23 protein-coding genes are annotated in these 26,042 nt (G+C 62.0%); 9 read left to right on the top strand and 14 right to left on the bottom strand.

The genetic code is table 11. From position 1 onward, the window contains the following. The first annotated feature begins 47 nt into the window (after positions 1–47). On the top strand, positions 48–1,751 hold the full coding sequence (locus ACQ66J_RS09920) for an amidohydrolase (protein WP_430431503.1): 1,704 nt from the start codon (positions 48–50) through the stop codon (positions 1,749–1,751). Positions 1,752–1,753: 2 nt separating this feature from the next. Here the strand turns inward: ACQ66J_RS09920 and ACQ66J_RS09915 are convergent, their stop codons facing one another. Beyond that, complete coding sequence (locus ACQ66J_RS09915; RefSeq protein ID WP_430431502.1) at positions 1,754–2,566, bottom strand: glucose 1-dehydrogenase; 813 nt, start codon at positions 2,564–2,566, stop codon at positions 1,754–1,756. Between the two features lie 99 nt (positions 2,567–2,665). After that, positions 2,666–3,040, bottom strand: coding sequence for a Kazal-type serine protease inhibitor family protein (locus ACQ66J_RS09910; RefSeq protein WP_430431501.1), 375 nt, complete (start codon positions 3,038–3,040; stop codon positions 2,666–2,668). A 144-nt stretch (positions 3,041–3,184) separates the two neighbouring features. Here ACQ66J_RS09910 and ACQ66J_RS09905 point away from each other — a divergent pair, with 144 nt between their 5' ends. The 3 genes from ACQ66J_RS09905 (at position 3,185) to truA (ending at position 5,901) form a co-directional block, all read left to right on the top strand. Beyond that, a complete protein-coding gene (locus ACQ66J_RS09905; RefSeq protein ID WP_430431500.1) occupies positions 3,185–4,144 on the top strand; it encodes an SDR family NAD(P)-dependent oxidoreductase in 960 nt (319 codons plus the stop codon). Positions 4,145–4,210: 66 nt separating this feature from the next. Further along, a complete protein-coding gene (gene fmt, locus ACQ66J_RS09900) occupies positions 4,211–5,143 on the top strand; it encodes a methionyl-tRNA formyltransferase (RefSeq protein WP_430431499.1) in 933 nt (310 codons plus the stop codon). A gap of 2 nt (positions 5,144–5,145) precedes the next feature. After that, complete coding sequence (truA, locus tag ACQ66J_RS09895) at positions 5,146–5,901, top strand: tRNA pseudouridine(38-40) synthase TruA (protein WP_430431498.1); 756 nt, start codon at positions 5,146–5,148, stop codon at positions 5,899–5,901. Between the two features lie 48 nt (positions 5,902–5,949). Here the strand turns inward: truA and ACQ66J_RS09890 are convergent, their stop codons facing one another. The 3 genes from ACQ66J_RS09890 to rmuC all read right to left on the bottom strand — a co-directional run bounded on the left by ACQ66J_RS09890 (position 5,950) and on the right by rmuC (position 8,604). Further along, positions 5,950–6,531, bottom strand: a complete 582-nt coding sequence (locus ACQ66J_RS09890) for a hypothetical protein (RefSeq protein ID WP_430431497.1) — start codon at positions 6,529–6,531, stop codon at positions 5,950–5,952. Beyond that, positions 6,528–7,055: a peptide deformylase gene (gene def / locus ACQ66J_RS09885; protein WP_430431496.1), complete on the bottom strand. Its 528-nt coding sequence runs from the start codon at positions 7,053–7,055 to the stop codon at positions 6,528–6,530. Before def ends, ACQ66J_RS09890 begins: the two co-directional genes overlap by 4 nt. A 61-nt stretch (positions 7,056–7,116) precedes the next feature. After that, on the bottom strand, positions 7,117–8,604 hold the full coding sequence (rmuC, locus tag ACQ66J_RS09880; RefSeq protein ID WP_430431495.1) for a DNA recombination protein RmuC: 1,488 nt from the start codon (positions 8,602–8,604) through the stop codon (positions 7,117–7,119). 102 nt (positions 8,605–8,706) lie between these two features. Here rmuC and ACQ66J_RS09875 point away from each other — a divergent pair, with 102 nt between their 5' ends. Both ACQ66J_RS09875 and ACQ66J_RS09870 read left to right on the top strand, forming a co-directional pair. After that, positions 8,707–9,837, top strand: coding sequence for a GNAT family N-acetyltransferase (locus ACQ66J_RS09875; RefSeq protein ID WP_430431494.1), 1,131 nt, complete (start codon positions 8,707–8,709; stop codon positions 9,835–9,837). A 76-nt stretch (positions 9,838–9,913) separates the two neighbouring features. Then, a complete protein-coding gene (locus ACQ66J_RS09870) occupies positions 9,914–11,041 on the top strand; it encodes a PQQ-dependent sugar dehydrogenase (protein WP_430431493.1) in 1,128 nt (375 codons plus the stop codon). 90 nt (positions 11,042–11,131) lie between these two features. Here ACQ66J_RS09870 and ACQ66J_RS09865 read toward each other — a convergent pair whose 3' ends face one another. From ACQ66J_RS09865 to ACQ66J_RS09850, 4 genes are all read right to left on the bottom strand, one after another. Next, a complete protein-coding gene (locus ACQ66J_RS09865) occupies positions 11,132–13,780 on the bottom strand; it encodes a TonB-dependent receptor (RefSeq protein ID WP_430431492.1) in 2,649 nt (882 codons plus the stop codon). Between the two features lie 306 nt (positions 13,781–14,086). After that, a complete protein-coding gene (locus ACQ66J_RS09860; RefSeq protein ID WP_430431491.1) occupies positions 14,087–15,046 on the bottom strand; it encodes a zinc transporter ZntB in 960 nt (319 codons plus the stop codon). A gap of 140 nt (positions 15,047–15,186) precedes the next feature. Next, on the bottom strand, positions 15,187–15,888 hold the full coding sequence (gene ctrA / locus ACQ66J_RS09855; protein WP_022701410.1) for a response regulator transcription factor CtrA: 702 nt from the start codon (positions 15,886–15,888) through the stop codon (positions 15,187–15,189). A gap of 277 nt (positions 15,889–16,165) precedes the next feature. Continuing rightward, positions 16,166–17,611: a KamA family radical SAM protein gene (locus tag ACQ66J_RS09850; RefSeq protein WP_430431490.1), complete on the bottom strand. Its 1,446-nt coding sequence runs from the start codon at positions 17,609–17,611 to the stop codon at positions 16,166–16,168. Between the two features lie 351 nt (positions 17,612–17,962). On the opposite strand from ACQ66J_RS09850, the gene fliI reads away from it, so the two are divergent. From fliI to ACQ66J_RS09835, 3 genes are all read left to right on the top strand, one after another. Beyond that, positions 17,963–19,273, top strand: a complete 1,311-nt coding sequence (gene fliI / locus ACQ66J_RS09845; RefSeq protein WP_375549935.1) for a flagellar protein export ATPase FliI — start codon at positions 17,963–17,965, stop codon at positions 19,271–19,273. Between the two features lie 9 nt (positions 19,274–19,282). Then, the gene (fliJ, locus tag ACQ66J_RS09840) at positions 19,283–19,702 is read left to right on the top strand and encodes a flagellar export protein FliJ (protein ID WP_430431489.1); all 420 of its coding nucleotides are present in this window, start codon (positions 19,283–19,285) and stop codon (positions 19,700–19,702) included. A 126-nt stretch (positions 19,703–19,828) separates the two neighbouring features. After that, entirely contained in the window at positions 19,829–20,497 is a 669-nt protein-coding gene (locus ACQ66J_RS09835) for a hypothetical protein (protein ID WP_430431488.1), read from the top strand. Positions 20,498–20,504: 7 nt separating this feature from the next. Here the strand turns inward: ACQ66J_RS09835 and ACQ66J_RS09830 are convergent, their stop codons facing one another. Genes ACQ66J_RS09830 through ACQ66J_RS09810 form a run of 5 tightly spaced genes read right to left on the bottom strand, consistent with a single transcriptional unit; the run spans position 20,505 to position 26,039 of the window. Further along, positions 20,505–21,335, bottom strand: coding sequence for a CheR family methyltransferase (locus tag ACQ66J_RS09830; RefSeq protein ID WP_375549937.1), 831 nt, complete (start codon positions 21,333–21,335; stop codon positions 20,505–20,507). Next, positions 21,332–22,408, bottom strand: coding sequence for a protein-glutamate methylesterase/protein-glutamine glutaminase (locus tag ACQ66J_RS09825; RefSeq protein ID WP_430431487.1), 1,077 nt, complete (start codon positions 22,406–22,408; stop codon positions 21,332–21,334). The genes ACQ66J_RS09830 and ACQ66J_RS09825 overlap by 4 nt, the downstream gene beginning before the upstream one ends. 13 nt (positions 22,409–22,421) lie before the next feature. Then, the gene (locus ACQ66J_RS09820) at positions 22,422–22,787 is read right to left on the bottom strand and encodes a response regulator (protein WP_375549939.1); all 366 of its coding nucleotides are present in this window, start codon (positions 22,785–22,787) and stop codon (positions 22,422–22,424) included. 15 nt (positions 22,788–22,802) lie between these two features. Next, entirely contained in the window at positions 22,803–23,252 is a 450-nt protein-coding gene (locus ACQ66J_RS09815; protein WP_375549940.1) for a chemotaxis protein CheW, read from the bottom strand. A gap of 12 nt (positions 23,253–23,264) precedes the next feature. Further along, entirely contained in the window at positions 23,265–26,039 is a 2,775-nt protein-coding gene (locus tag ACQ66J_RS09810) for a chemotaxis protein CheW (RefSeq protein WP_430431486.1), read from the bottom strand. Between the last annotated feature and the right edge of the window lie 3 nt (positions 26,040–26,042).

Genomic DNA, 26,042 nt, shown 5'->3' with positions numbered 1-26,042 from the left:
CCGCACCGCGCTAGTTTCCCCGTCACATCGTCCTGGGGAGGGATTTCATGATCCGCACGTTTTCACTGGCCGCGCTGTCCTTAAGCGTTTGCACGCTGGCGCTCGGCGCCTGTTCTCAGCCGCTCGACCCGCAAGTTGCGGGAGCTGACGCCGCTGACCGGGTGTTCACCGGCGGGATGATCTATACCGGCGTCGAGGCGAGCCCCAATGCCGAGCTGGTGGCGGTTGATGACGGACGGATCGTCTTTGTCGGCAGCGCTGCGGACGGCGCGGCGTACATTGGCGAAGACACCCAGACCGTGGACCTGGCGGGCGCCACGCTGTTTCCCGGCTTCACCGACGCCCACGCCCATGTCATCGGCGTCGGCGAGCGCGAGCGCTCATTGAACCTTGAAGGGACCGCCTCCATCACTGACCTGCAGGAGCGCGTGGCCGAGGCCGCTTCGGACGCCAGCGCTTCGATCATCTCCGGCCGGGGCTGGATTGAAACCCATTGGCCCGAAGAGCGCTTCCCTAGCGCCGCCGATCTGGATGCGGTCGAAGCCGAGCGCCCCGTCATTCTGGTGCGCGCGGACGGTCATGCCCTGGTCGCCAACACCGCCGCCATTGAAGCGGCGGGCATCACCGCCGAAACCCCTGATCCTGAGGGCGGCGCCATCCTCAAGGACGACAGCGGCCAGCCCAACGGCATGTTCATCGACACCGCCATGGCGCCTTTCGCGGCGCTGGCGGGCGAACCGGACGCCGCTGAGCGTGAGACGCTCTATCGTCTGGGCGCGGAAGTGATGGCGTCTCAGGGCTGGACCAGCGTGCATGATATGAGCGTGCCCTATGCGGATGTGGACATCATGGCGCGCCTCGCCGAGGACGGCGCCTTCCCGATCCGCGTGTCGGTCTACGCCAATCCCGAAGACTATGACGCCGTCGCCGCTCAGGCGCCGCGCATCGAGGGGAATGGCCGGGTCGTCGCGCGCGGCGTGAAATTCTACATGGACGGCGCGCTCGGCTCTCGCGGGGCGGCTTTGCTCGCGCCCTATGACGATGCGCCCGACACCACCGGCCTGTTCCTGTCTGAAGAAGAGCGCGCGGAAGCGATGATGCAGCGCGCGCTCAATGACGGCGTCCAGCTCGCCATTCACGCGATCGGGGATGCGGGCAATCGCGAAGTGCTCAACTGGATGGAGGACAGCTTTGAGGCTGTCCCCGCCGAGGATCGCGCCGTGGCCGAACCGCGCTGGCGGGTGGAGCACGCCCAGGTGCTGCACCCCAATGACATTCCGCGCTTTGGCGAGATGGAAGTGATCGCCTCCATGCAGCCCAGCCACGCCATTGGCGACCTGCACTTCGCCGCCAGCCGCATCGGCCTGAACCGGCTGGAGGGCGCCTATGCCTGGCGCACGCTGGTTGAGGATGGCGCGATGATCGCGGGCGGCTCTGACGCCCCGGTGGAGCGGGGCGAAGCGCGGATCGAGTTCTACGCCGCCGCCGTGCGCCGCGATCTCAGCGGCTTTGCCGACGCGCACTGGAATCTCGATCAGGCGCTGGATCGCGAAACCGCGCTGAAGCTGTTCACGATCTGGCCAGCCTACGCCACCTTCCGCGAGGATGAGCTGGGCACGATCGAAGTGGGCAAGATCGCAGACTTCTCCGTCTTTGACCGCGATCTGATGACCGTGCCCGACGCCGATCTGGTCGACGCCCGCCCGGTAATGACGGTAGTCGACGGCGAAGTGGTCTGGCGCGCGGAGTAAGCTTAGTCCTCAGCCCGGCGCGGTGAGGACGCCGCGCCGGCGAGGATGCCGCCATCCAGATGCAGATCCGTGCCGGTCATGTAGCTGGAGGCGCTAGACGCGAGAAAGAGCGCCGCATCCGCCACTTCGTCCGGGCGACCGAACCGGCCCATGGGAATGCCGGCCTCCACCTCCGCGATCGCCTGGTCGCGCGCTTCGCCCTCGCCCAGCATGTCGTCCCACATGGGGGTCAGCACGGCGGCGGGCAGGATGGCGTTGCAGCGAATGTCATAGCCCGCCTGCGCGCAATACAGCGCCACCGTGCGGGTATGGTTCAGAACCGCCGCCTTTGACGCCGCATAAGCCGCAGCCGCGGGAATGCCCACCACGCCCGAGCGTGACGACAGGTTGATGATCGAGCCGCCCTTGCGCGCCTTCATCAGCTTGATCGCCCATTGGCAGCCCAGCATGACGCCATCGGTATTGACCCGATGCACGGCGCGCCAGTCCTCCAGCGTCACATGCTCGGGGTCGTGAAGGCCCTGCCCCGCCGCGCCGAACCCGGTGATCCCGGCGTTATTGACCAGAATATCAAGCCCGCCCCAGCTTTGCTCGATCCAGTCCGCCGCCGCCGCCCAATCGGCTGGCTCACCGACATCGAGCGTCCGGGCGTGCGCTCGCTCGCCCAGTCGTGCGGCCAGCGTCTCGACGCCGGCGCCGTCGACATCCGTAAGCAGCACCTGAGCGCCCTCTGCGACGAACAGCTCTGCGATCGCGGCGCCGATACCGCGCGCAGCGCCGGTGATCAAAGCGGTTTTGCCAGTCAATTTCGCCATGAGAAGCCTCCTGATTTCAGTCAGGCTGCTTACCCGGTTCCGCTTGGTCGTGGAACCGGGATTCCGGCACAAAACACGCCGTGCCCGCCTGCATCGCGCTTACTGACGCGAGGAACACGCGCCTTCATGTACGATGCTGACGCCAGCGGACGCAGCCGTACAGGCATTGCCATAGGTTTCGCCATCACACCCACAGACCGGGCGATATTCACGCGTACACATCTGCGGACGCGCGGTGCAAACCCCCATCTGGTCGGCCGCCCCGCATTGGGCCGTGGGCGCATAGGCGCAATAATTGGCTCCGGCGTCTGCGCCTTCGCATCTGACGCCCGCCATGCCGCCGCAGGCTTCGCCCAAGCCGACGACACGCCAATCGCCGCCATCAGGGCCGCCATTGACAGGGCCCGCATCCGGCGTCGCCGCGCTACAGGCGCCCAGCACCAGAACCGCCATTAAAATCAGAATACTGCGCATGGTCGTCCCCTTTTGAAAAAGCTCTGCCTGCGCCAGCCTAGCACGGCTTGCTGACCCGCGCCTGAAGGGCGCGCCATCAGAAAGCTGGCGTCTCGTGATGCGACGCGCGACACTGAAACGCACAATGAGAGGATAGGTTCGATTATGACCGATGATCGCCAGCAGCCCGTCGACAGCCCGTTTCACATGCGCTCCACCGTGGCCGAGGTCGCCAAAGCGGCCGACCTGGCCGGTAAGAGTGTTGTCATCACGGGCGGTTATTCCGGCATCGGGCTTGAGGCCACCCGCGCGCTGACAGACGCTGGCGCCCGCGTCATCGTCACCGTCAGAACGCCAGAGAAGGCCCGATCCGCTCTTGACGGACTGCCCGTCGAGACTGTGACGCTCGACCTGATGGAGCCCGACAGCGTCACGTCAGGCGCGCGCGACATTCACGCCCTGACGCCCGACGGCATCGACATCCTGATCAATAATGCCGGGATCATGGCGACGCCCTTGCGGCGCAACTCCAAGGGCTGGGAGAGCCAGTTCGCCACCAATCAGCTGGGCCATTTCGCCCTGTTCGCGCATCTGTCGGACTTGCTGCTCAAGCGCCTTGGTGCGCGCGTCGTGGCGCTGTCCTCGCTGGCGCACCGGATCAGTGATGTGAACCTTGAAGACTGGAACTGGGAGGCCGGCGCGTATGAGAAATGGGCCGCCTATGGCCGCTCGAAAAGCGCCAACGCCCTGTTCGCGCTGGAGCTGAACCGCCGTTATGAGGATCGGGGGCTGAAAGCCTATTCGGTCCATCCTGGCGGCATCATGACCGAGCTACAGCGTGACCTCGCCGAGGAAGAGATGCGCGCCATGGGCTGGTTTAACGAGGACGGCTCGCCCAAGGACGTCTTCAAGACGGTCGAACAAGGCGCCTCCACCACGCTGTGGGCGGCGACATCGCCCCTGCTGGACGATCGCGGCGGGGTCTATTGCGAGGATTGCAATATCGGCGCGCTGAACCCGCCCGAAGGCGCGTTTTATGGCGTTCAACCTCATATCCGCGATGCCCAGACCGCGCAAAAACTCTGGACGCTGAGTGAAGAGATTACAGGGCTGAAGGCGGTGTAAGGCTTTTACTCCGCCGCACTTCGGTCTAGGTGCAGGCCCGTAACCTGACAGCATTGATTTAGAGCCATGACCTTACGCCTCGCCTTTATGGGCACACCTGAATTCGCCGCCGCCTCGCTCGCCGAAATCGTCGGCGCCGGTCATGACGTGGTCGCGGTCTACACCCAGCCCGCTCGCCGGCGCGGACGCGGTCAGGCGACAGTGAAAACGCCCGTGCATCAGCTCGCCGAGCTGTTCGGCCTGACCGTCCATACACCCGAAAGCTTCCGCGACCCCGAAGTCATCGCTCAGTTCGAGAGCCTCGATCTCGATGCGGCGTGCGTCGTCGCCTATGGCCAGATCCTGCCGCAGCAAGCGCTCGATGCGCCGCGCCTGGGCTGTCTCAATCTGCATGGCTCGCTGCTGCCGCGCTGGCGCGGAGCGGCGCCGATCCAGCGCGCGATCATGGCGGGTGACGAGGTCACGGGCGTCCAGATCATGCAGATGGAGGCGGGGCTCGATACGGGCCCTGTGCTGATGAGCGAAGTGGTCCCGATCGCCGAGACCGAAACCGCGTCCACCTTGCATGACCGGCTGATGAGCACAGGCGCCCAGCTCTGGCCGCGCACCCTCGCCGCGCTGGAGCGTGGCTCGCTGAGCGCAACGCCGCAAAGCGAAGACGGCGTCACCTACGCCAAGAAGATCACCCGCGAGGACGCGCGCATCGATTGGACCAAGCCCGCCAGCGAAGTCGCCGACCAGATCCGCGGCCTGTCGCCTGTCCCCGGCGCGTATTTCGAGCTGGAGAGCGAGACCAAGCCCGTGCGTGTGAAAGTCCATTTCGCTCAGCCCGGAAAAGGCGATGGCGAGCCCGGTGAGGTGCTGGACGACGCCCTGCTGATCGCTTGCGGGCGCGGCGCGGTGCGTCTGACCCGGCTGCAGCGTGAAGGCAAGGGCGTGATGGACGCGAAGGCGTTCCTGAATGGTACGGACGTGTCCGCCGGGACGGTTCTTGCCTAGTCATGCCGCGCTATAAGCTCACTCTTGAATATGACGGCGGCCCGTTTGTGGGCTGGCAACGCCAGAAAAATGGGCCGTCGGTGCAGGGCGCGCTGGAGCGGGCGGCGGAAAAGCTTGATGGCGCGCCGCGTGAGATTTATGGCGCGGGCCGCACGGATTCCGGTGTGCATGCCTTGGGTCAGGTCGCTCATGTGGATCTGGACAAGAATCTGCCCGCCGACAAGGTCCGCGATGCGCTGAACCATCATCTCAAACCGCATCCCATCGCGGTGGTGGAGGCCCAGCGTGTCAGTGATGCGTTTCACGCCCGGTTCAAGGCAAACCGGCGCGGCTATATCTATCGCCTGCAGGCGCGCCGGGCGCCGTTGACCCTGACCCGCGGTCAGGTCTGGCGAGTCTCACAAGCGCTGGACGTTAAGGCCATGCACGCCGCCGCCCAGCATCTTGTGGGCACGCATGACTTTACGACATTTCGCGATTCCCAGTGCCAGGCGGACAGCCCCGTCAAATCACTCGATCAGATCGCCGTGTTTCAATCGGGCGCGGAAATCCATGTGACGGTGGACGCGATCAGCTTCCTGCACCGTCAGGTGCGCTCGATCGTGGGGTCTTTGGTGGAAGTCGGCTTCGGCAAATGGACGCCTGAAGATTTCAAGGCGGCGCTGGATGCAGCCGACCGCACGCGCTGCGGCCCGGTCGCCCCGCCGGACGGGCTCTATCTGGCGTTCGTGCAATATCCAGGCGGGTTTGAGCTCTAACTTCCTCTTTCCCGGCGCAGGCCGGGAAAGAGTATGGGGTGTCAGCCCCTATTCCTCAGCGCCCCAGGGCGCCGGCGGGGTATTGACCGGCTCGGTGAGATCAAACGCCACCGCGAAGTGCCGGTCCGGGCGATCCAGCGCGTAGATAAAGCTGTCTTCAGACAGCGTGATTGACCAAACATTGGCCATGGAGACCGGAATGCCTTCGCGCTCAAACAAGGCTTGGCTTTCCGCATCCGCGGGAAAATCAGCGCGGATGACGCCGGCCGGGCCAACGGTATCGCCGCCATATTGGGTCAGCACGTCTTCAGAGCCGTCTTCATGACGGTGATCATGCTTGAGGCGCAATCCGCCTTCAGCCAGACGCGTGATCACCCAGGTGCGTGACCGGTCCTCGCCCACATGAAACGGCACGCGCAGCTCGGTCTCGCCGCACTCACGCACATGCATGACAAGGCGCTCAGACGCAAAGTCCGCATCGCGTTCATCTTCGGACGTGACTTCGCCTTCAAAAGCCTGACCGCAATAGGCGCTGAGCCGGTCAAACAAATCCGGGTCTGACTGAGCGGCGGGCGCACAGGCGGCGAGCATGAGCGGCGCAGCCGCGATCAGGGCGCTAAGGCGGATCATTCCGCCGCCTCGGCAGGGTCGCCGCGCTGCTTGACGAGTTTCTGGACTTTCTTGACCGCACGCTCGCGCTTGAGCCGCGACAGATAATCAATGAACACCACGCCTTCGAGATGGTCCATCTCGTGCTGGATGCACACCGCGAACAGGTCCTCAGCGATCAGTTCGCGCTTTTCTCCGTCATAGTCGAGGAACTCGACCTTGACCTTTTTGGGCCGCTCCACGCTGTCATAAACATCGGGAACGGACAGGCAGCCCTCCTGATAGGGTTTGAGGTCTTCGGTCAGGGGCGTGATCAGCGGATTGACGAAGAAGCTCGGCGTGGTGCGCTCATCGGTCAAATCCATGACGATGACGCGCTTGTCCACGCCCACCTGGATCGCAGCGAGGCCAATGCCGTCCGCCGCATACATGGTCTCGACCATGTCATCCATCAGGTCGCGAAGTTCATCATCCACCGCGTCGACCGGTTTGGACACCAGCTTCAGGCGCGGATCAGGAACAGTGAGGATTTCTCGAATAGCCATAGCCGTTAGGTAATCGTGCAAAAGGTTAGGTTCAAGTTTGTCTCGCTGTCGCTGCGCCCGGTCAACCCTGATCGGTCTCCGGCGCAGACAGAAGACGCGGGGATTCATCGACCTGGGCGGGCGGCTCCACCAGCTTCATCTGTCCGTTGAGCTGGGCCATGTCGCGCGCCTTGGGCAGGACGCGGCTGTCAAACGAGCCCACGGCCTTGTTGTAATTGAGCGTCGCCGTCTTCAGGCCTGCGCCCACACGGCCCAGATGGTCAGTGAAGGTGGTCAGGCGGCTATACAGCTCATCCCCCAGCGCCGCGACTTTCTGGGCGTTGTGTTCAAGCTTTTCCTGGCGAAATCCGTAGGCCACAGCTTTCGCCAGCGCCAGCAAGGTGGCGGGCGTGGTGATGATCACATTGGCCTTGATGGCGTCGTCAAACAGGCCCGGATCTTCCTCGATGGCGGCGGAATAAAAGCTCTCGCCGGGGATGAACAGCGCCACAAAGTCGATCGCGCCGTCCACGCTGGCGGCGTATTCCTTCTTGGCGAGCTGTTTGACGTGGGTTTTCACCTGAGCGGCATGGCGACGCAAGGCGTCGCGGCGGGTCGCTTCGTCCTCGGCCTCCACCGCATCGAGATAGGCGGTCAGCGCCACTTTTGAGTCCACGACAAACCGGCCGCCGCCCGGCAGCTTGATCACAAAGTCCGGCCGTAACGCCGCGCCGTCCGTATCGCGGGTCTGGTGCTGGGCGTCGTAATCAATGTTCTTGGTCAGGCCCGCCAGTTCGAGAATATTTTCTACCGTCCGCTCGCCCCATTGGCCGCGCGTCGTGGACTTGCGCTGCAAGGCGTTCACCAGCTTGGAGGTTTCCTTGTGCTGGTCATTCAGACCTTGGCTCAGCTTGGTGATCTGCTCGGCGATCGCGCCGGAATTCTGGATCCGGTCACGCTCAAGCTTCTCCACCTGCTGACGGAACTGGCCCAATTGCTCCCGGATCGGATCCACAAGCGTCTTCACGCCGCCTTCCGCCTTTTCGTGCTGGGCCTTGAAGCTTTGCTGGGCCTGTTCCAGCAGTTTCTTGGAGGACGCATCCAGAGCCTCGCCCGCCAGCGTCTTGAAGCGATCCTGCATCTCCTGGCTCAGCGCCGTCAGACGATCACGCTCGGCTTTCACCGCCGCTTCGCGTTCTTCGAGACGTTCTTTCAACGCCCGGAGTTCTGACGACGCCCGGGTCTCCGCCTGGCGGGTCGCTTCAAGCTGCTCTTCCAGTCCGTCCACGCGCGACGCAGTGGTTCGCGCCTCCGCCAGGGCCTTCTCGGCGGCGTCGCGCATGGCGCGTTCGCTTGAGAGTTCCGCTTTCAGCTCATCCACCCGCCGCGCTTCGGTCTGGGCTTCGCGCAACTCCAGCTGGGACTCAGACAACGCGTTCTGAGCGTCGCCTAATTGAACCCGCAAGCCATCCGCCTCGCACCAGGCCTTGCGCAAAACCAAAGCGCCCGCGATTCCCAAAACAAGACAGGCGCCGCCCAGGGCGATCAGGGCGATTGAAACGGGATCCATGGCGTACCTCGGCGTCAGAACGGAACGAAACAGGACCATACATGAGTCCCGTTCGGCGCGCGCCTTGCATTTTCACCTGAAAGAAGACTTCAGGGGATGAACATGCGTCTGTTTGATACGCCTTTGTCAGCACTGGGTGTCCGCGATCTCGACCTATGGCGCGATCTCGCGCGGCCTGACGGCCGACTGACCAGCCCCTATCTCCTGCCAGATTTCGCCCACGAGGTGGACGCCCAGCGGCACGACGTGCATGTCATCATCGCCGAAGAGAACAGCGCCCCGATCGGCTATTTCGCCTATCACGCCCCCCAGGGCGGCATTGCGCGCCCCGTCGGCGCGCCCTTGTCAGACTATCAAGGCTTCGCCGCCATTCCCGGCTTCAAGGTCTGTGAGAAAGCCCTATTGTCCGCCATGGGCGCGGACGTTCTGGTGTATGACAACTGGCAAGGCGAGGCGCTGGGCAAGGTGCGCAGCCAGACCCGCTCTTCCATCATTGATCTCAGCGAAGGCGTCACCACCTGGATGGCGCGCAAAGAGCAGACCCAGCACAAGCATTTCAAGAAGCTGCGCCAGCGCCAGCGTAAAGCCGAGCGCGAGTTCGGTCCGATCCGCATCGAGTTTGGCGACCCGCTGGGCGAACGCTTTGAAACCCTGCGCGCCTGGAAAAGCGCTCAATACCGGCAGACCGGACTTCTGGACCTGTTTGATATCCAATGGGTGGACGCACTGATCCGCAATTGCGCCTCGCGCAGTTTTGGCCCGTTCCGGGGCCTGGTCGCGTCTCTGTATCTGGGCGATCAGCTGGTCGCGGTGGAAATGGGGATCGTCGCCGGCGACATCTATCATTCCTGGATGCCGGCCTATGACCCGGCTTTCCGCGCCGTCTCTCCTGGCCATCTTCTGTTGCAAGGCATCATAGAAGCCGCGCCCAATATGCGCATCAACCGCATCGATCTGGGCGGCGGCGAGTACGCTTATAAAGACGCCTACACCGATTATGAGACCGTGCTGCAAGGCGGGCGCGCCATGAAACCCAGCGCCGCCATGGCGAGCCTTAAGGCTTGGGACAGCGCTGAAGCAGCATGCAAAATCCTGCCCGGCCCGCTGTCGAAAGCGCCGCTGAAGCTGCGTCGCCGCTGGGCGCATACAGCGGCGGCGGAGCCTGTGCTGACCCAACGCGTCAAGCGCATGGGCGCGGCTTTTCTCAAGGCGCCTCAGCGACTGACCGCCTGATCCCGCGCGCCGATTGCGTGTTTCATTTGGCGTCTGATCGCCTATCTTTCCCTCAAGCCAATTAGGGGAGAGCGCCATGATCCGTTTCGCCGCCGCCAGCCTGAGCGTGCTGGCCATGTCCTGTGCAGCCCATGCTCAGGATGTCATTGAAAGCGAACAAGCCGACTTCATCATCGAAACCGTTGCAGGCGGGCTGGAATATCCCTGGTCCATCGCCTTCCTGCCCTCGGGCGAGTATCTGGTGACCGAGCGCGAGGGTCGGTTGCGGGTCATTGATGAAAACGGTCTGCGCGAGGCGCCAGTGACCGGCCTGCCCGAAGACCTGCTGGTGGAACGCCAGGGCGGCCTGCTGGACGTGGCGCTGGCGCCGGATTTCGCCGACAGCCGCACGATCTATTTCAGCTATGCCGAAGGGACCGCGGAGGCGAACAACACCGCCCTCGCCCGCGCTCAGCTGAGCGCAGACCTGACCGCGCTGGAAAACGTCGAAGACATCTTCCACGTGAATTTTGAAAAGGCGCGCGGCTTTCACTTTGGCGGCCGCATCCTGTTTAACCCTGACGGCACGCTGTTTCTGACTTTGGGTGATGGCGGCAATTACCAGGATGAAGCCCAGAACCCGGAGAACCATCTGGGGGCGGTGGTTCGCCTCAATCTCGACGGCTCCATTCCGGGCGACAATCCGGTGATCGAAAACGGCGCGCCAGGCGTCTACAGCTTCGGCCACCGCAACGCCCAGGGCATCGCCCGTAATCCCGCCACCGGCTCGGTCTGGGAGCTGGAGCATGGCGCGCGCGGCGGAGACGAGATCAATATCCTGGCCGCTGGCGACAATTATGGCTGGCCGGTGATCACCTACGGCATCAATTACGACGGCACCATCATCACCGAAGAGCGTGAACGCGACGGGCTGACCCAGCCGATCTGGTACTGGAACCCCTCGATTGCGCCGTCCGGCATGGATTTTTACACCGGCGACGCCTTTGAGCACTGGCAAGGCGATCTGTTCGTCTCCGCCCTGGCGGGCAGTACGGTCGAGCGTCTGGAAATTGACGGCGACCGGGTGATCAGCGTCGAGCCGCTTTTGGCGGATATGGGCCAGCGTTTCCGCGATGTACGCACCGGCCCGGATGGCGCGCTCTACGTGCTGACCGATGATTTTGAAGGCTCTGTCCTGCGTCTGGTTCCTGCCGAGGCTGACTAGGTCCTTTTGCCTGTCCTCAAATCAGGCACGGATAAAAGAAAACCCCGCCGGTCAAACCGGCGGGGTTTTTTCGTCTGCTCTGACCTTGGCTTAGAACTGCTTGCGCAGCGTCACGCCATAGGTCCGAGGCTGGTTCGGATAGCCCGAGAAGGAGCCGGACTGCAGCGTCGTCGGGAAGCCCGAGGTGTAGTACTCGTCTTCGTTGAGGTTCCGCCCCCACAAGAGCGCTTCCAGACCGTTATTGAGATTCACACCGACCGCTGCGTTCAACGTTCCGACCTGACGCGTGATGGTGTCAGGCAGGTTTTCGAGCAGTCGGACTTCTGACTCGTACTGGTAATCGGCGCGGATAAACGCCTCACCAGCAGAGAATTCACGCATATAGGTGAAGCCGAAAGATCCGGCGAATTCAGGAATCCCCGCCACAGACTGGCCGGAAAGATCGCCGCGACCATCCGCAACGCCATCCGCCAGATCAACCTGGCTGCCAGTCACCACAGGCGCGCCCGGATAGCTGTCATATTCAGCGTTCATCCAGATGCCTGACAGGGTCAGGGTCAGGCCGGGAATGGCCGGCGGATTGATGGTGCTGTCAAACTCCAAGCCCTGGCTGGACTGTTCACCGGCGTTGATGACCGCAAAGCCAGCGCCCTGGAACACAGAAGACTGGAAGTCTTCAATGGTCTGATCAAAGAGCGCCACATCCAGAGAGCCCCAGGAGAAGCGGGTCTTGAAGCCGACTTCCAGCGTGGTCGTGATCTCGGGGCGTGCAAAGCGCTGATTGCCTGCAACGCCAAGCGCTTCAGCCGTGTTGACCACGGTCGGCAGGCCCAGCGCATTGTCCGCAGCCAGCTCCCCAGCCGCGCGCAGCGCCGCTACGTCAGCCGTATCGGGGCGGGTGTCCGGCGTCAGGTTCCAAGACGAGGCTTTAAAACCGCGCGCGTAGGAGACATAGACATTGGTGCGGTCCGTTGCGTCATACGCCAGTCGGAAGGTGTAGGGCACGTCATTGTCGCTGGTTTCACCAGACTCCACAGAGTTCGGGAACGGCGTCAGCGCGCCCAAAGGCTGCAGGCCCTGCTGGAAGAAGTCCAGAAGCGGGTTGGCCAAAGGCAGGCCGGTCAACGGATCAACGACCACACCGTTCACCAGCACGCCGCCATTGCTCAGAGCGACAGAGTTGAACGTGGACGACGCGTTGACAAAGGCGCCGAAGACGCTGGGCTGAGCGGCCGCGAATGCACCCACTTGCGCGGGATCATTGGGATTGATGCCGGCGCTCTGCAAGAAGCTGCCCAGACCCAGTTCAACAAAGTTCAGGTCCGAGAAGGGGTTCGTGCGGATGACATTGGTGAAGTCAACTTCCTTGTTGGTCTCGAAATACGCCAGCCCCGCGGTCAGAACCAGACGTTCAGTCAGGTTAAAATCCACCTGCCCGAAGATCTGAAACTGTTCGTCCGATTGCTCGGCCGTAAACCGCGTACCGCCGCCTTCGGCGTAGAAGGTGTTGGGCGCAAAGCCGAGCGGGGTTTCAAACGCCGCCAGCGCACCGCCGGTGAGAATGTCCACATAGGCGCGCGCGTCGGCGCCATAGATGCGCGCGTCCTCGACCGTCATGTTTTCGTCGGAATAGAACGCGCCGAGCAAGAAGAAGGCGCGATTGTTCCAATCCCCGGTCAGGCGGAATTCCTGGGTGAAGGTGTCCACATCCAGACCGCGGATATTGGTGCCCAGAATATCAAGATCGGTGAAGTCGCCTTCATAATCGACGAAATCTTCATACTGCCGGAAGGCGGTGATGGAGCTGAAAGTCAGATTGTCGCTGAGCTCCCAGTCCGCCTGCAAGGAAATGCCCGAGTTCTCAATCTGGTTCTGGTTCGCCCGATCCGTCGCGATCAAATACTCAAAATCCGGACCCCCAGAGGTCTGGCCGCCCAGGAGTCCCCGGATGGCCGGTCCCGCCGCGCCATCTGTGATCCGGTCGGTCCCGCAGCACTTCTCATCGATTTCGTCGTAATCGACGATCAAGCGCAGCTCCAAATTATCAGTCGGCAGCATCAACAGCTGGCCGCGGACCGCATAGCGGTCGCGATCATTATAATCACCGCCCGTGCCGACATTGTCATAATAGCCGTCGCGCTGGTTCATGCTGCCAGACAGCGAGAAGGCGACATTTTCCGACAAAGGCCCGGTCACAGAGCCCTTGAAAATGGACTGGCCGTAATTGCCGAACGTCACTTCGCCCTGGCCGCCCCATTCAAACGATGGCTGCTCGGTGACGATGCTGACCACGCCGGCGGTGGCGTTCTTGCCGAAAAGTGTGGATTGCGGCCCCCGCAAGACTTCAACGCGCTCGATCCCCATCAGGTCAGACAGAACGGACCCTGCACGCGGGCGGAACACACCATCGATATACACAGCGACGGACGGCTCGATGCCGGGATTGTTGGCGCCATTGCCTTGCCCGCGAATAATAAAGGTCGCGTTCGAGCTGCGCTCCAGCTGGCTGACGCGCAAGGACGGCACGACAGATTGCAGGTCAATCGCGTCGATGATCTGTGCGTTCTGGATGGTTTCAGCCTGCACGACGGACACCGCGATCGGCACTTCCTGCAATGTCTGTTCGCGCTTTTGCGCGGTCACTGTAATGACATCAGGCTGCTGAGCTTGAGCGATGCCGGTCAAACCGGCGGCGAGAGCGGTTGCGCCAAGCGCGACCGACCTGATCGAGTGCTTCATAATGTCCTCCCCGTCGCCCGGCAGCTTTGGTGCTGCACACTTTGTTTTGGCGATAGTAAGGGCAGGATAGTAATATCATCATTACGTTAGCAAGCAGGGGGCCCCATAAAAGCTCAATTTTAGTGTCAGTGCGCTATTGATGCCTCAGCAGCAGGTGCAGCAAAAAAACTATGCTTAATCTCAGTATCGATTGAAAATACAGAGAGAAACAGCACTTCGCACTGCACGATCCGATGACGCTGGCATGGACCACCACTCAGACATATCGAGCGTCCCGGCGCGCTTATTCACGCCCAAAGCGGCTCCCTAGAGCCAGCCCTTGCGGCGAAACCACCAGATCAGACCGCCCGCCAGCCCCAGGCATGCAGCGCACACCAGCGCGAAAGCATAGGGCCAGGACGCGCCGGGCAGGCCGCCCACATTGATTCCCAAAAGACCCGTCAGGAAGCCCAGCGGCAGGAAGACCGCGGCGACGACGCTCAAGAGCAACATGGCGGCGTTCATCTCTTCGGCGCGCGCATCCACCATCTGATCATTAAGGATGGAGCTACGCTCGCGGACCATGTCGAGCTCTTCCACCAGTCGCGCGATGCGGTCGGCGGTTTCACGCAAGGTCACCCGCACATGAGGGTGATGCAAAGGCCCCACATCCTCAAGCGACAGGCGCGCCAGAATATCGCGCTGCGGCGCCAGATACCGTCTAAGCGCAATGGTGCTCCGCCTGATGTCAGCCAATTCGCCGCGCAGTCGTAACGCCCGGTCTACGCTGCGCTCTTCAAGATCGTCGATCTCATCCACCAGCGCCTCCAGCACCGGCTCCATCCGTATCGTCAATCCTTGAGACAGCGCACACACCAGATCGGCGGGGGTGGCGGGACCTGAGCCCTGCGCCATTTGATCGGCGATCTCAGACACCGCCATCAATCGACGCATCCGGGTGGTGATCACCAGCCGGTCCGTCACCCACAGCCGAAGCGACACCATGTCCTCGGGATCAGAATTGGGGTTCAGATTGACCCCGCGCATGATCAAGATCAGCCCGTCAGCGTGTTCGGCCATACGCGGACGCGTATCCGCGCGCATCAGCGCGCCCGCCACGACAGGGTCGGATTGCTGTGCAATCCAGGCGAAAGCTGCTGGATCACTTAAATCCAGATGCACCCAGCGATAGCCGCCCTCTGGCGACGCCGTGTCCAGATCGCTGACGGCGACAGCGGCGCCGTTGTCAGACATCTCATAGGCGTAAATGGGCGTGGGAGCGATCATCAGACATCCTGCCGGGTTATGGACATGAAGCGCTTGGGCTGCGCGGCGCCCTCAAAGCCCAGATCCTCGCAAATGCAGCGCGCACGAAAAACCCCGAGCCATTAAGGGCCCGGGGCTTTTCAATCAGACATGCTCAAGATCTAGGCGCTGGCGGCGCTGATCTCGTCAGCCGGGTCGCGCAGCACATAGCCGCGGCCCCAGACCGTTTCGATATGGTGGTCGCCATTGGTGGCCGAAGCGAGCTTCTTGCGGAGTTTGCAGATGAAGACGTCGATGATCTTCAGCTCCGGCTCGTCCATGCCGCCATACAGATGGTTGAGGAACATTTCTTTGGTGAGCGTCGTGCCCTTGCGCAGGGAGAGCAGCTCCAGCATCTGGTATTCCTTGCCGGTCAGATGCACGCGCTGGCTGTTCACTTCGACGGTCTTGGCGTCGAGGTTCACAGCGATGTCGCCCGTCTTGATGATCGACTGGGAATGACCTTTGGAGCGGCGCACCACAGCGTGGATGCGGGCGATCAGCTCTTCCTTGTGGAAGGGCTTGGTCATGTAGTCATCAGCGCCCGAGCCGAGGCCGCGCACCTTGTTGTCGATGTCGGCGTTGCCGGACAGGATCAGGATCGGCGTATCCACCTTGGCCACGCGCAGGGTTTTGAGCACGTCAAACCCCGGCATGTCCGGAAGATTCAGATCCAGAAGAATGATGTCATAGTCATAGAGTTTGCCGAGATCGACACCCTCTTCGCCAAGGTCCGTCACATACGTGTTGAAGCCCTCGGACTTCAACATCAGCTCGATACCTTGCGCTGTCGCGCGATCATCTTCGATCAGCAGAACCCGCATCGGTTCCCTCCCATGTCCGACGCACGAATCACCGCCTTCGTACGACGCCACAACCGTTAACCTTGTTCGCTATCAGAGGCGAGAAACCCTTATGGGAAGTTAACGACTGTTTGACTCGGGGAATGGAATCGAGTCCTGCAGAACGAGTCGCGCTATAAATCCTATTTTAATCATGAGCTTGGTTTTTTCTGCAAAAACTCACGAATCGTAAAAAAGCGCCCGCGAGGAGCCCCGCAGGCGCTTTTCAAAATCGTGGAAAACTCGGAAAAGTTCAGCCCTATTCCGCCGCCTGCAAAAGCGCCGGAGCGAGGGCCGCCAGCAAGGGCGCCCATTTGTCGCCGGCGTCACGAACGCGGCCGTCATAGAGGATGCGATCCTCGTATCCGCTGATCCACAAAGCGTCCGGATTGCGCCGCGCGATGACGATATCGCTCTGACGATCCGAGTACGGCGTGCGGTGCAGGCGGAAGATCACAAGTCCGTCCGCCAGCGCCTCGCCCAGCTCGCCGCCCAGGGCGCGCAGACGCTCATCGCCATCGATGACGGAGACCATCTCCATCTTGCCCGCTTCGGTGGACAGGGCGAAGCGCGAGCGCTCGATCCCTGACAGGCCGTGCTGGCTTTCAGCGTGCAGCTTCCACGCTTTCTCCACCGGCACGGCGAAAGCGCGGAAGCCCTCGATCTCGCGGCACTGGAAGAAATAATGGTTGTTGACGCCCATGCGCTTGAGTTCGCGCTGCATCAGGCGCAGAGCGTCCGCATCGTCATTGACCCCGTCAATGATCGGCGTCTGGTTCTCAAGCGTCACGAAGGGGCGCGATTTGAGCCGGGTCGCCGCGCGCTCCACCAGCGGATTGCGCAGATAGCCGCCACGCTCATTGCGCACATACTCGCCCGCCTCGTTCAGGCGCAGGAATTCATCCGCGTGGGTGAAGTGGACCATGAAGGCGACCAGCACATTGGGGTGCACTTCATGAAACAGGTCCAGCATCTCAAAGAAATTGTCGTCAAAGCGCTCAGGGAAGAACGCCATCTCCTTGGTGCCGATACGGATGACCTCGACCCCGGCTTCCGCCAACCCATTCAGATAGTCAAAGAGATTCCGGTTCGACAAAACCATCGGATCGCCGCCCGACAACAGCACTTCGCGCACTTTGGGTTTGTCGGTGATCTCGCCAGTTTCGACCTTGGCGTTATGGGTCTCGATATAATCCTTCACCTCGTGGATCGAGGCGGTGTCCTTGCCGGTCTTCCCGGTCAGGAAATCGGACCGGTAGCAATACCGGCACCAGCTTGAACAGGTGCGCACCACATAAACGAGGCACAGCTCGTATTTGTGCAGCAGGCCGGGAATGGGGCTGTATTTGAGCTGGTTGGACGGATCCGCCTCGCCCGACAGATCATCCATTTCCTCGGGGCGCGCCTTGATGAGGTTCTTCACCGCATCCGAGCGCTTGGCGAGATCGAGATAATACCCCGTCGCGCGCGGCGGCAGGCGATCAGACACCCCCGCCTCTTCCAGCGCGTCCAGCTCGTCAGCGGAATAGATCGCCGCTCCGCCTTCGCTGAGATATGTACGATATCGCGGCAGATCATGGACGACGTAGCGATTGAATTTGCTCTCGTCGATGCGCGCATAAAGATTGTCTTTGTTTTGACGCGAAACGGCTTTTTTCTTCGGGCGCGATCCTGCGATGCGCACAGTCTTGGCGTTGAGCGACATGTGGCTTCCTCGTCGTCGAATACTCGGCGGCGGCGTTTGCGCCAGCGATGTGAACAAGTGAGGGCCACCGACTGGCGGCCTCTCGAACGCGCGCCAGAGCTTTTCGCAAAAGCCTAGATCAGCGGCGTAACAGCTGGCAATTGGGCGCGTGGTCGCATCAGCGCGTCACGTCGGCCCTTGCAGCCGAGGGGAACATAGCCGTTCACACTCAAAAGAAAACAGCGCTACGGTAGTTTCTTCCCGCTGCGGTTCGCGCATTTTCGCATCGACGTTTACGCGGCTGAAACCGCGTTTGGGTTAAGCAGGGGTTCAAGACGGGCAAAACGCCCGCAAGCTAACGCGAGAAGTGCGGTGGATAGCCTGATCGACCGGATCTCCAATCTGGAGACCCGAACGTTCAAAGGCCGCGTATCAGCGGTCAACGGCCTGTTGGTCGAGGCGGAGGGGCCGGCGATGGCGCTGACCCTGGGCGCACGCGCACATCTTGATGGTCCGGTGAAAGCCAGTTTCGAAGTGGTCGGCTTCCGCGGCGAGACCGCCTTGATGATGGCCTATGACGATCTGACGGGCGTTCGCCCTGGCGCAATCGCCACGCTGGATCCGCGCGGGGCCGCCATTCGCCCGCACAAGGCTTGGCTGGGCCGGGTCATGGACAGCTTTTGCCGCCCGCAAGACGGCTTGGGATTTTTGCCCGAGGGCGATGTCGAGTATGCGCTGAAGGGCCGTCCGCCCAGCGCACATACCCGCCAACGCCTGGGTGATCGCCTGGACCTGGGCGTGCGCGCTATGAATGTCTTCACGCCCATGCGGTTGGGACAGCGTCTCGGCGTGTTCGCAGGCTCGGGCGTCGGCAAGTCCGTGCTGATGTCCATGCTGGCGCGCGGCAGTGAAGCGGATGTCATCGTCATCGGCCTGATCGGCGAACGGGGTCGCGAAGCACGCGAATTCGTCGAGGATGTCCTGGGCCCGGAAGGCCGCGCCCGTTCGGTGGTGATCACCGAAACCTCTGACGCGCCTGCGCTGGCGCGGCGCCGGGCCTGCTACACGACCATGGCGGCGGCGGAGTATTTTCGCGATCAGGGCCTGAACGTTTTGTGCCTGATGGATTCAGTCACACGCTTCGCCCTGGCCCAGCGCGAGATCGGCCTGGCTGCGGGCGAGCCGCCGACCACGCGCGGTTACACGCCGTCTGTCTTCGCCGAACTGCCCGGGCTTCTGGAGCGCGCCGGCCCCGGCCCCAAGGGAACCGGCACGATCACCGGCCTGTTCACCGTGCTGGTGGATGGCGACGATCATAACGAACCCATTGCGGACGCCGTCCGCGGCATTCTGGACGGCCATATCGTGATGAGCCGCGCCATCGCCGAGCGCGGACGTTTCCCCGCGATCGACGTTTTGAAATCAATTTCTCGCTCTGCGCCCGAAGTTTATGCGCCCGAAGAGGCGCCGCTTGCGCGTGAAGCTCGAAAACTCCTGGCCGCGTATGCGGACATGGAGGAACTGATCCGACTGGGAGCCTATTCCAGCGGATCGAACCCGGAGGTGGACCGGGCGATTGCGGTCAATGAACCGCTTGAAGCATTCCTGGGTCAGGGCAAAGACGAAAACGCGTCCATTGACGAGAGTTTCGCGACCCTGGCCGGGATATTGGGTGATGGATAGGGATAAGACATGGCGACACGTTCTCACGCACCACTGATCCGGCTGGCCCGGTTCAAAGTGGAAGAACTGCAAAAGCAAATAGCCGAGATCGAACGCGCCCGCGCCTCGATCAACGACCAGATCGACCGGCTTGAGGAAAGCGTTCCCGAAGAGCAGGCGATCGCCGATGAAAACCGCGACGGCTATCTCGCTTATGGCAGCTATGCGCGCTCTGTGATCCAGCGCAAGGACAAGCTGCGCACTTCTCTGGGAGAAGTCGACGCTCAGGCGGACGAATTGCGCGGACGTTTGGAAGCGGCCTTCGCTGATCTCAAGAAATACGAATTGCTCGAAGAGCGGCGTTTGCTGCGCATCCAGGATGCGCTCAAGGCCGCAGAGCAAGCCGAGATGGACGAGATCGCAAGCCAGATGCGTCAGCGCGCCCAGTAGGCCCTCTCGCATTCGAGCTCACTTCTAGCTCTCAAAGGCTTAGCACGCCTGTGAGGAGAGTTTTAACTTGCCCCCATGTGTTACCGAGGTATTAATGCCTTGGGGATGTATGACTTGGGCAGGTCTATGACGGGGCGTCGCATACTGGAGCTGGGTTTGGCCGCCATGATTGGCGGCGGCGGACTATTTGCGGCTTTTGTTCCTGGGGCCGCACCCGAAACGCCCTTGCACGATCTCAGCCCGAACTTGACAGGTCACGCCCTGCCCGCACCCCGGCTTAACCCGGCCTTGCTGCGAAACCCTGATTTTTATCGCGATTTACGAATTTCCGACGCCTCGCGCCGGGTCGCCAATGCGATCATGGCGCCGTCATCCACCCCCCAGACTTTCACCAGCAGAACGAGAACAGACGCTCCAGAACTGTCCATGGAGGGGTTTGCGGTGTCGCCGCGCGCCCAGTCTGAATCCGGGGATGGCTGGTCAGCGACCGCGCTTGGCTTGCAGGTGCGTGTGACGCCGGACACCGGATCCGCCGAACCGCAATGGTGGATTGTCGGCGGCGCAGGCCGGGAAACCTATGCGGTCTCGCCCGGAAGCCTGCGCGAATACACGGTCGCGCCCTTCTCGTCTGAAACCGTGATCGGCGACACCCATCTGGGCGTCGCCGTCAAACTCTCAGACCGCGCCCACGCCAGTTTCGGCTATGTGCGCGAAAAGCGGGAATTTCACCTCGGCCGCGAAGACTGGGAGGAAGACGAACACTTCCTCGGCATCGGCCTGCACGCGCGTTGGTGACGAAACATCAAGCGGCCTTGGTCAGCTTCGCCGCCATCGCCGGCTTGGCGTACAGTCCGCGATGACCGCTGATCGGTCGCAGATTATCGGTCAGACCAACAACCGTTTCCGCGGCGCCGAGCAACAAGAAGCCGTCATCCGCCAAGAGAGACGCCAGCCGATCCAGGATTTTCGCCTTGGTCTGGATGTCGAAATAGATCAGCACATTCCGGCAGAAAATCACGTCCATGCGGCCAAAGCGGGAAAAATCATCCAGCAAGTTGGCCTGCTCAAAGCGCACTTTCTGGCGCAGCTGGGGTTTGATCCGCCAGGAATCGCCCACTTGATCAAAGTTCTTCACCAGACGCTGGATCGGCAAGCCGCGCTGCACTTCAAACTGAGTGTAGATGCCGGCCTTGGCCTTCTCCAGAACGGGCGCGCTCATATCGGTCGCCAGAATGTCTGCATTCAAGCCCGGAATTTCGTCCAGCAACATGCCCAGCGAATAAGGCTCTTGTCCGGAGGACGCCGCCGCACACCAGATTTTCAGGGACCGTCCCATACGGGCTGACTTCAGCGCCGGAGCAATGACGTTTTCAAACAGGTCAAAAGGCGTCTTGTCACGGAAGAAGAACGTCTCGTGCGTCGCCAGGGCTTCGCTGGCGGCCACGCAAATCCGGGTGTCGCCGCGCATCATGGCGTCAATCAACGCTTCGACAGACGCAAAGCCTTCCTTCCGCGCAAGCGGGCCGAGCCGACTATCGACCAGATAGGCTTTTTCCTGCCCCAGAACCAGGCCGGAACGCTTGCGGACATCCTGACAAAGAAAGTCAAACTTATTGGAAGGCAGAGCGCTCATAGCGATCCTTTCAGGCGCCGGGTCAGCTCCGGGCCAATGTCTTTCAGGCTTAAGATCTGGTCTGCGAGTCCCGCTTCGGCCACGGCGCCGGGCATGCCCCAGACCACGCTGGACGCCTGGTCCTGAGCGATCACCTGGCCGCCGGCTTCGCGGATGGTGCGCGCGCCGTCGCGTCCGTCGTGACCCATACCGGTCAACACGACAGCGAGCACGCCATTGCCTGCAACCTTGGCGCAGCTGTTAAACAGCGGATCCACGGCGGGACGGCAGAAATTCACGGGCGGGGATTGGTCAATATGGGCGCTGATCACCCCATTGGCCGACCGCAATGTCATGTGGAAATCACCCGGCGCCAGATAGATGCGCCCTGGACGCAGCGGCTCGCCTTCCTTGGCTTCAGCCGCGGGCATTCCAAGCTTGCTCAGGTGTTCAGCCAGGATGGCGGTGAACAGCTTGGGCATGTGCTGGGTGATGACGATGGGAACAGTGATGTCACGCGGCAGAGCCGCGATGACTTCGCGCAGCGCCTGTGGGCCGCCGGTCGACGACCCGATCGCGATCAGGCTGGGCTTGCGCGCAGGCGCGACGGGTCGCGGCGTCGCCGGACGCGCAGCCGCCGGACGCGGCGCGACGCTGGCCGAGCGCGGGCTGAGCGCGACCAGCTTGTCCAGCAATTCCTTGCGATAGGCTTCAGCCCCGGCCACGCGGCCGGCTTCAGGCTTGGGCGCATAATCCGCCGCCCCCAGCGACAGGGCGCGCATGGTGATCTCGCCGCCCTTCAAGGTCAGCGTCGACGCCATCACCACCTTGGCCTTCGGGCAAGCCTTGAGAATCTGAGGCAGGGCGGTCAATCCGTCCATGCGCGGCATCTCGATATCGAGCACCACGATGTCAGGCTGCAGTTCAGCCGCCTTGCGAACGCCGACTTCGCCGTCTGCGCACGTCGCCGCCACCTGCAATCTGGAATCGGCTTCAATCCAGCGCGAGACCAGACCGCGCACAACAGCGCTATCGTCAATGATCAGGACGCTGGGCAAACCGCTCCGGCCGGCTGGAGAAGGAGAAACGCTCACGCAAGCATCCGTTCTAGACCAGGCCGGTCTCAGCAAATTTGGATTCAATGATGTCGCCGTCAAACGGCTTCATGACGTATTCATCAGCACCTGCGCGCAGCGCCTGGGTGATGTGGGACATATCGTTCTCGGTGGTGCAGAACACCACGACCGGCTTCTTCCCATTCGGTTCTTCACGCAGTTTGATCAGGAAGTCGAGCCCGTTCATGACAGGCATGTTCCAGTCCAGAAGCACCGCGTCAGGCATGGTTTTCTTGCAGAAATCCAGAGCCTGCTGACCATCAGCCGCCTCTTCACAGGCAAAACCGAGATCCTCGACGATTTTCCGCGCCACTTTCCGGATCACCCGGCTGTCATCCACTACAAGGCAGGTCTTCATACCCATGCTCCTCGATTAAGCCGCAAGACCGGCTTGCCAGGCGATCAGCGCTCTGATGTCCAGAACCGCCAAAAGATCTTTTTCCAAGCGGTGCACCCCTTTGAGCAAGGCGCGCCATTGCGGGTCCAGGTGCGCAGGCGTCGGCTCGAGCGTATCGGGCTTCAGCCGCATCACTTCGCCAACCTGATCCACGAGAACGCCAAACAACTCGGTGCCTTCTTCAAGACCCAGCGCCATGGCCGGCGCATCCGGTTCACGCGGGGGCAAACCCAGACGATGGCGAGCATCCACGGCGGTGACGATACGACCGCGCAAATTCAAAAGACCGGCGATCTCGCCCGGAGCCCGGGGCACGGACGTGACATCCTGCGGAGAAAACACCTCCCGGATCTGCTTAACTTCGACGCCGAACAGCTGATCGCCGATCCGGACCGTGACGTATTCGAAGCTATCTTCGACAGACATGCCTGCTCTCCTTTAGGCCGCGCTGCGCGCTGCTTGGTCCAGCGCTGCAATCAGGCCGCCACGATCCCCTGCCGGCATGATGGCGACAAAACCATCACTCGGCGTCGCGTAATCGTGCTCACCCACGCCCAGTCTAGGCACATTGGTGTAAACGCCTTCTTCCTGAAGACGCGCAAGTGCAGACGGATCGCCGACCAGCACATCGTATTCCGCACCCATTGTCGCAGCATCGCGTGCTTCATGCAGACCGCCGGCGACCGTGACGTCATAGCCCGCCGCCGCCAGAAGCGGGGCCAGCATGCGCCGGGAGAAGGCGTCCGCCTCCACCAGCAGCACCGCGTTGCGACCCGTGCCGGTCCGGCCCTTGCGCTGCGGCGCGCCAGCCCAGGCGCGTTGCATGTGCCAGGCGATGTCGAGCACTTCAGTGGCTTTGCCCTTGATGATGGCGGAGCCGATCACGCCGGGACGTTCGGACCCCATTTCCAGGTCGAGACGCTCTTCCACCACATCGAGAATTTCGTCCACGGCCACGCCCGCAGAGCGACCGTCTTCGGCGAACACCAGCACCGGCTGGCGGCCCTCGGTCTTGAAGGTGTCCATGCCGCCAGCATGCGCGAGAGGCAACAAGCGACCGCGGTATTGCACCACGTAACGACCATCGGTCTGTTCGATGGTGTTGGATTCAAAGTCTTCGAGACGCGTGATGAGGCTGACGGGAACCGCTTTGGGTTCTTCACCGCCGGCACGCACCAGCAAGAGACGCTGTCGGCCATTGGCCGCTTCGGCGGCGGCTGCGTCTTCGCTTGCAGCTTCGCTTTTCTCTTCGTCTTCGGCGGACGAGGTTTCCTGAGCCAGGCCATTGGGATCCAGGATCATGATCACCGAACCATCGCCCAGAATGGTCGCGCCGGAGAACACATTGATGCTGCGCAGCGGCCCGGAGAGCGGTTTGACCACAATCTCTTCGGTATCCAGAACGTCATCGACCACAAGACCGATCTTGCGGCCCGCTGCTTCAAGCACGATCACATAGCCCGTCATTTCCTCAGCCGAGGTATGCGGCGCCGTGTTGAGCACTTCGGTCAGCGCGATGACCGGCAACAAGCGGTCCCGCAGGCGGATCATGTTGGCGCCGTTCAGGGTCTCGACCGCCACAGATGAACCTGCGCCGACGCGCACCAGCTCACGCACGGAGAGCTGAGGCGCTGCAAAGCGTTGCTCGCCCGATTTGACGATCAGAGCGGAGACGATCGCCAGCGTCAGCGGGATTTTGATCGTGAATGTGGTGCCTTTGCCCTGTTCGGAGAACAGATCGATGGACCCGCCGATCTGTTCGATATTCGTCCGCACCACGTCCATGCCGACGCCGCGGCCGGACAGATTGGTGACGGCGGCAGCCGTAGAAAAGCCCGGAGCGAAAATGAAGCGCTGGATTTGCGCTTCGCTCATGGTCTCAATTTCGGCTTCCGTGGCCAGGCCTTTTTCAAGAACCTTCTGCCGGATTTTCTCTGCGTTCAGGCCCCGGCCGTCATCAATGATCTTCATGATGATGGCGCCGCCTTCGTGATAGGCGGACAGCTTTACAGTGCCCATCTCGCTCTTGCCGGCGGCCACCCGTTCTTCGGGGGTCTCCAGGCCATGATCGCACGAATTGCGGATCATGTGGGTGAGCGGGTCACGGATCAGTTCAAGAACCTGACGGTCCAGTTCGGTGTCTTCGCCTTCCTGCACCAGGCGGATCTTCTTGCCGACTTCCTGGCTGACATCGCGCACAATGCGCGGCAGCTTGCGCCAGGCGTCGCCGACCGGCTGCATGCGGGTCTTCATCACCCCGTCTTGCAGCTCTGCAGTGACAGAGGACAAGCGCTGCAGCGGTGTTTTCAGGGCTGAATCGTCTGAATCACGAACGATCTGGTGCAGCTGGTTCCGCGCCAGAACCAGTTCGGACACCGTCGTCATCAGGTTTTCAAGCGTATCCACATTCACGCGGATCGTCGCCTGGGAGCGGTGCGAGGTTTGCTGTCCAGCGTCGTCGTTGGCAGGCGCCTTGGCCGCCGCAGCCGGGGCGGCCGCCGCTTTGGGCGCAGGTTCAGCTTCGGCTTTCACCTCAACCTCGGCCTCGTGCTCTTCCGCCTCAGAGTCATTTTCGGATTCGACTTCAGCGTCAGCTTCAGCCTCCGCATCAAACTCCGGTCCCGGCGTCGACATGAAGGCCGCTTCAAGATCAGCCAGAGACACTTCGCCGGGCCGCAGATCGCGTCCCAGATCAGCGTCAAAGCCCGTCGGCGGCTCTTCAGCAACCACTTCAGGCTCGGGTTCCGGCTCGGGTTCTGGTTCGGGCTGAACTTCCGGCACGGGCTCAGCTTCAGCGACCGGAGCGGCGGCGCCGCCAGCCTCTCCCGGATCGCCCTTGCCCATGGACAACGCTTCAAGGCGGTCGATCAGATCACGGTCTTCGCCCGCAGGTTCGACGCCGTTTTGCTCGAGGCCGTTCGTGATCTCTTTGATCCGGTCAAGCGATTTGAGGACGACGGTCACCGCCGTGGAGTCCGCAATCATGTCACCGTCGCGGAACTTGCCCAGCAGGGTTTCGCCTGCATGAGCAATGGCTTCCAGTCTTTCCAGACCCAGGAAGCCGCACGTCCCCTTGATGGTGTGCAAGAGCCGGAAAATATTATCCAGCGTTGCGCGATCCGTTGGATCCGCCTCAAATTTTACAAGCTCTTCGTCAATGACGTCGAGGCTTTCCGACGTCTCTGCGAGAAACTCGCCGATCAATTCATCCATGGT

Origin of the sequence: Oceanicaulis sp. (genome assembly GCF_965284345.1) — a bacterium.
In the GTDB taxonomy this organism is placed as follows: Bacteria; Pseudomonadota; Alphaproteobacteria; order Caulobacterales; family Maricaulaceae; genus Oceanicaulis; species Oceanicaulis alexandrii_A.
The sequence above is the reverse complement of the archived record's forward strand: the minus strand, read 5'-3'. Positions and strand labels throughout refer to the sequence as shown.

What these genes read in the sequence shown, in the direction of transcription:
- fmt (WP_430431499.1), top strand. Translation starts at nt 4,211, where the DNA reads ATGACCTTACGCCTCGCCTTTATGGGCACACCTGAATTCGCCGCCGCC.
- ACQ66J_RS09830 (WP_375549937.1), bottom strand. Translation starts at nt 21,335, where the DNA reads ATGAGCGCTCTGCCTTCCAATAAGTTTGACTTTCTTTGTCAGGATGTC.
- ACQ66J_RS09835 (WP_430431488.1), top strand. Translation starts at nt 19,829, where the DNA reads ATGACGGGGCGTCGCATACTGGAGCTGGGTTTGGCCGCCATGATTGGC.
- ACQ66J_RS09905 (WP_430431500.1), top strand. Translation starts at nt 3,185, where the DNA reads ATGACCGATGATCGCCAGCAGCCCGTCGACAGCCCGTTTCACATGCGC.
- ACQ66J_RS09865 (WP_430431492.1), bottom strand. Translation starts at nt 13,780, where the DNA reads ATGAAGCACTCGATCAGGTCGGTCGCGCTTGGCGCAACCGCTCTCGCC.
- ACQ66J_RS09820 (WP_375549939.1), bottom strand. Translation starts at nt 22,787, where the DNA reads ATGAAGACCTGCCTTGTAGTGGATGACAGCCGGGTGATCCGGAAAGTG.
- ACQ66J_RS09915 (WP_430431502.1), bottom strand. Translation starts at nt 2,566, where the DNA reads ATGGCGAAATTGACTGGCAAAACCGCTTTGATCACCGGCGCTGCGCGC.
- ACQ66J_RS09850 (WP_430431490.1), bottom strand. Translation starts at nt 17,611, where the DNA reads ATGTCGCTCAACGCCAAGACTGTGCGCATCGCAGGATCGCGCCCGAAG.
- ACQ66J_RS09910 (WP_430431501.1), bottom strand. Translation starts at nt 3,040, where the DNA reads ATGCGCAGTATTCTGATTTTAATGGCGGTTCTGGTGCTGGGCGCCTGT.
- ACQ66J_RS09860 (WP_430431491.1), bottom strand. Translation starts at nt 15,046, where the DNA reads ATGATCGCTCCCACGCCCATTTACGCCTATGAGATGTCTGACAACGGC.
- ACQ66J_RS09890 (WP_430431497.1), bottom strand. Translation starts at nt 6,531, where the DNA reads ATGATCCGCCTTAGCGCCCTGATCGCGGCTGCGCCGCTCATGCTCGCC.
- fliJ (WP_430431489.1), top strand. Translation starts at nt 19,283, where the DNA reads ATGGCGACACGTTCTCACGCACCACTGATCCGGCTGGCCCGGTTCAAA.
- rmuC (WP_430431495.1), bottom strand. Translation starts at nt 8,604, where the DNA reads ATGGATCCCGTTTCAATCGCCCTGATCGCCCTGGGCGGCGCCTGTCTT.
- ctrA (WP_022701410.1), bottom strand. Translation starts at nt 15,888, where the DNA reads ATGCGGGTTCTGCTGATCGAAGATGATCGCGCGACAGCGCAAGGTATC.
- ACQ66J_RS09875 (WP_430431494.1), top strand. Translation starts at nt 8,707, where the DNA reads ATGCGTCTGTTTGATACGCCTTTGTCAGCACTGGGTGTCCGCGATCTC.
- ACQ66J_RS09920 (WP_430431503.1), top strand. Translation starts at nt 48, where the DNA reads ATGATCCGCACGTTTTCACTGGCCGCGCTGTCCTTAAGCGTTTGCACG.
- ACQ66J_RS09870 (WP_430431493.1), top strand. Translation starts at nt 9,914, where the DNA reads ATGATCCGTTTCGCCGCCGCCAGCCTGAGCGTGCTGGCCATGTCCTGT.
- truA (WP_430431498.1), top strand. Translation starts at nt 5,146, where the DNA reads ATGCCGCGCTATAAGCTCACTCTTGAATATGACGGCGGCCCGTTTGTG.
- ACQ66J_RS09810 (WP_430431486.1), bottom strand. Translation starts at nt 26,039, where the DNA reads ATGGATGAATTGATCGGCGAGTTTCTCGCAGAGACGTCGGAAAGCCTC.
- def (WP_430431496.1), bottom strand. Translation starts at nt 7,055, where the DNA reads ATGGCTATTCGAGAAATCCTCACTGTTCCTGATCCGCGCCTGAAGCTG.
- ACQ66J_RS09815 (WP_375549940.1), bottom strand. Translation starts at nt 23,252, where the DNA reads ATGTCTGTCGAAGATAGCTTCGAATACGTCACGGTCCGGATCGGCGAT.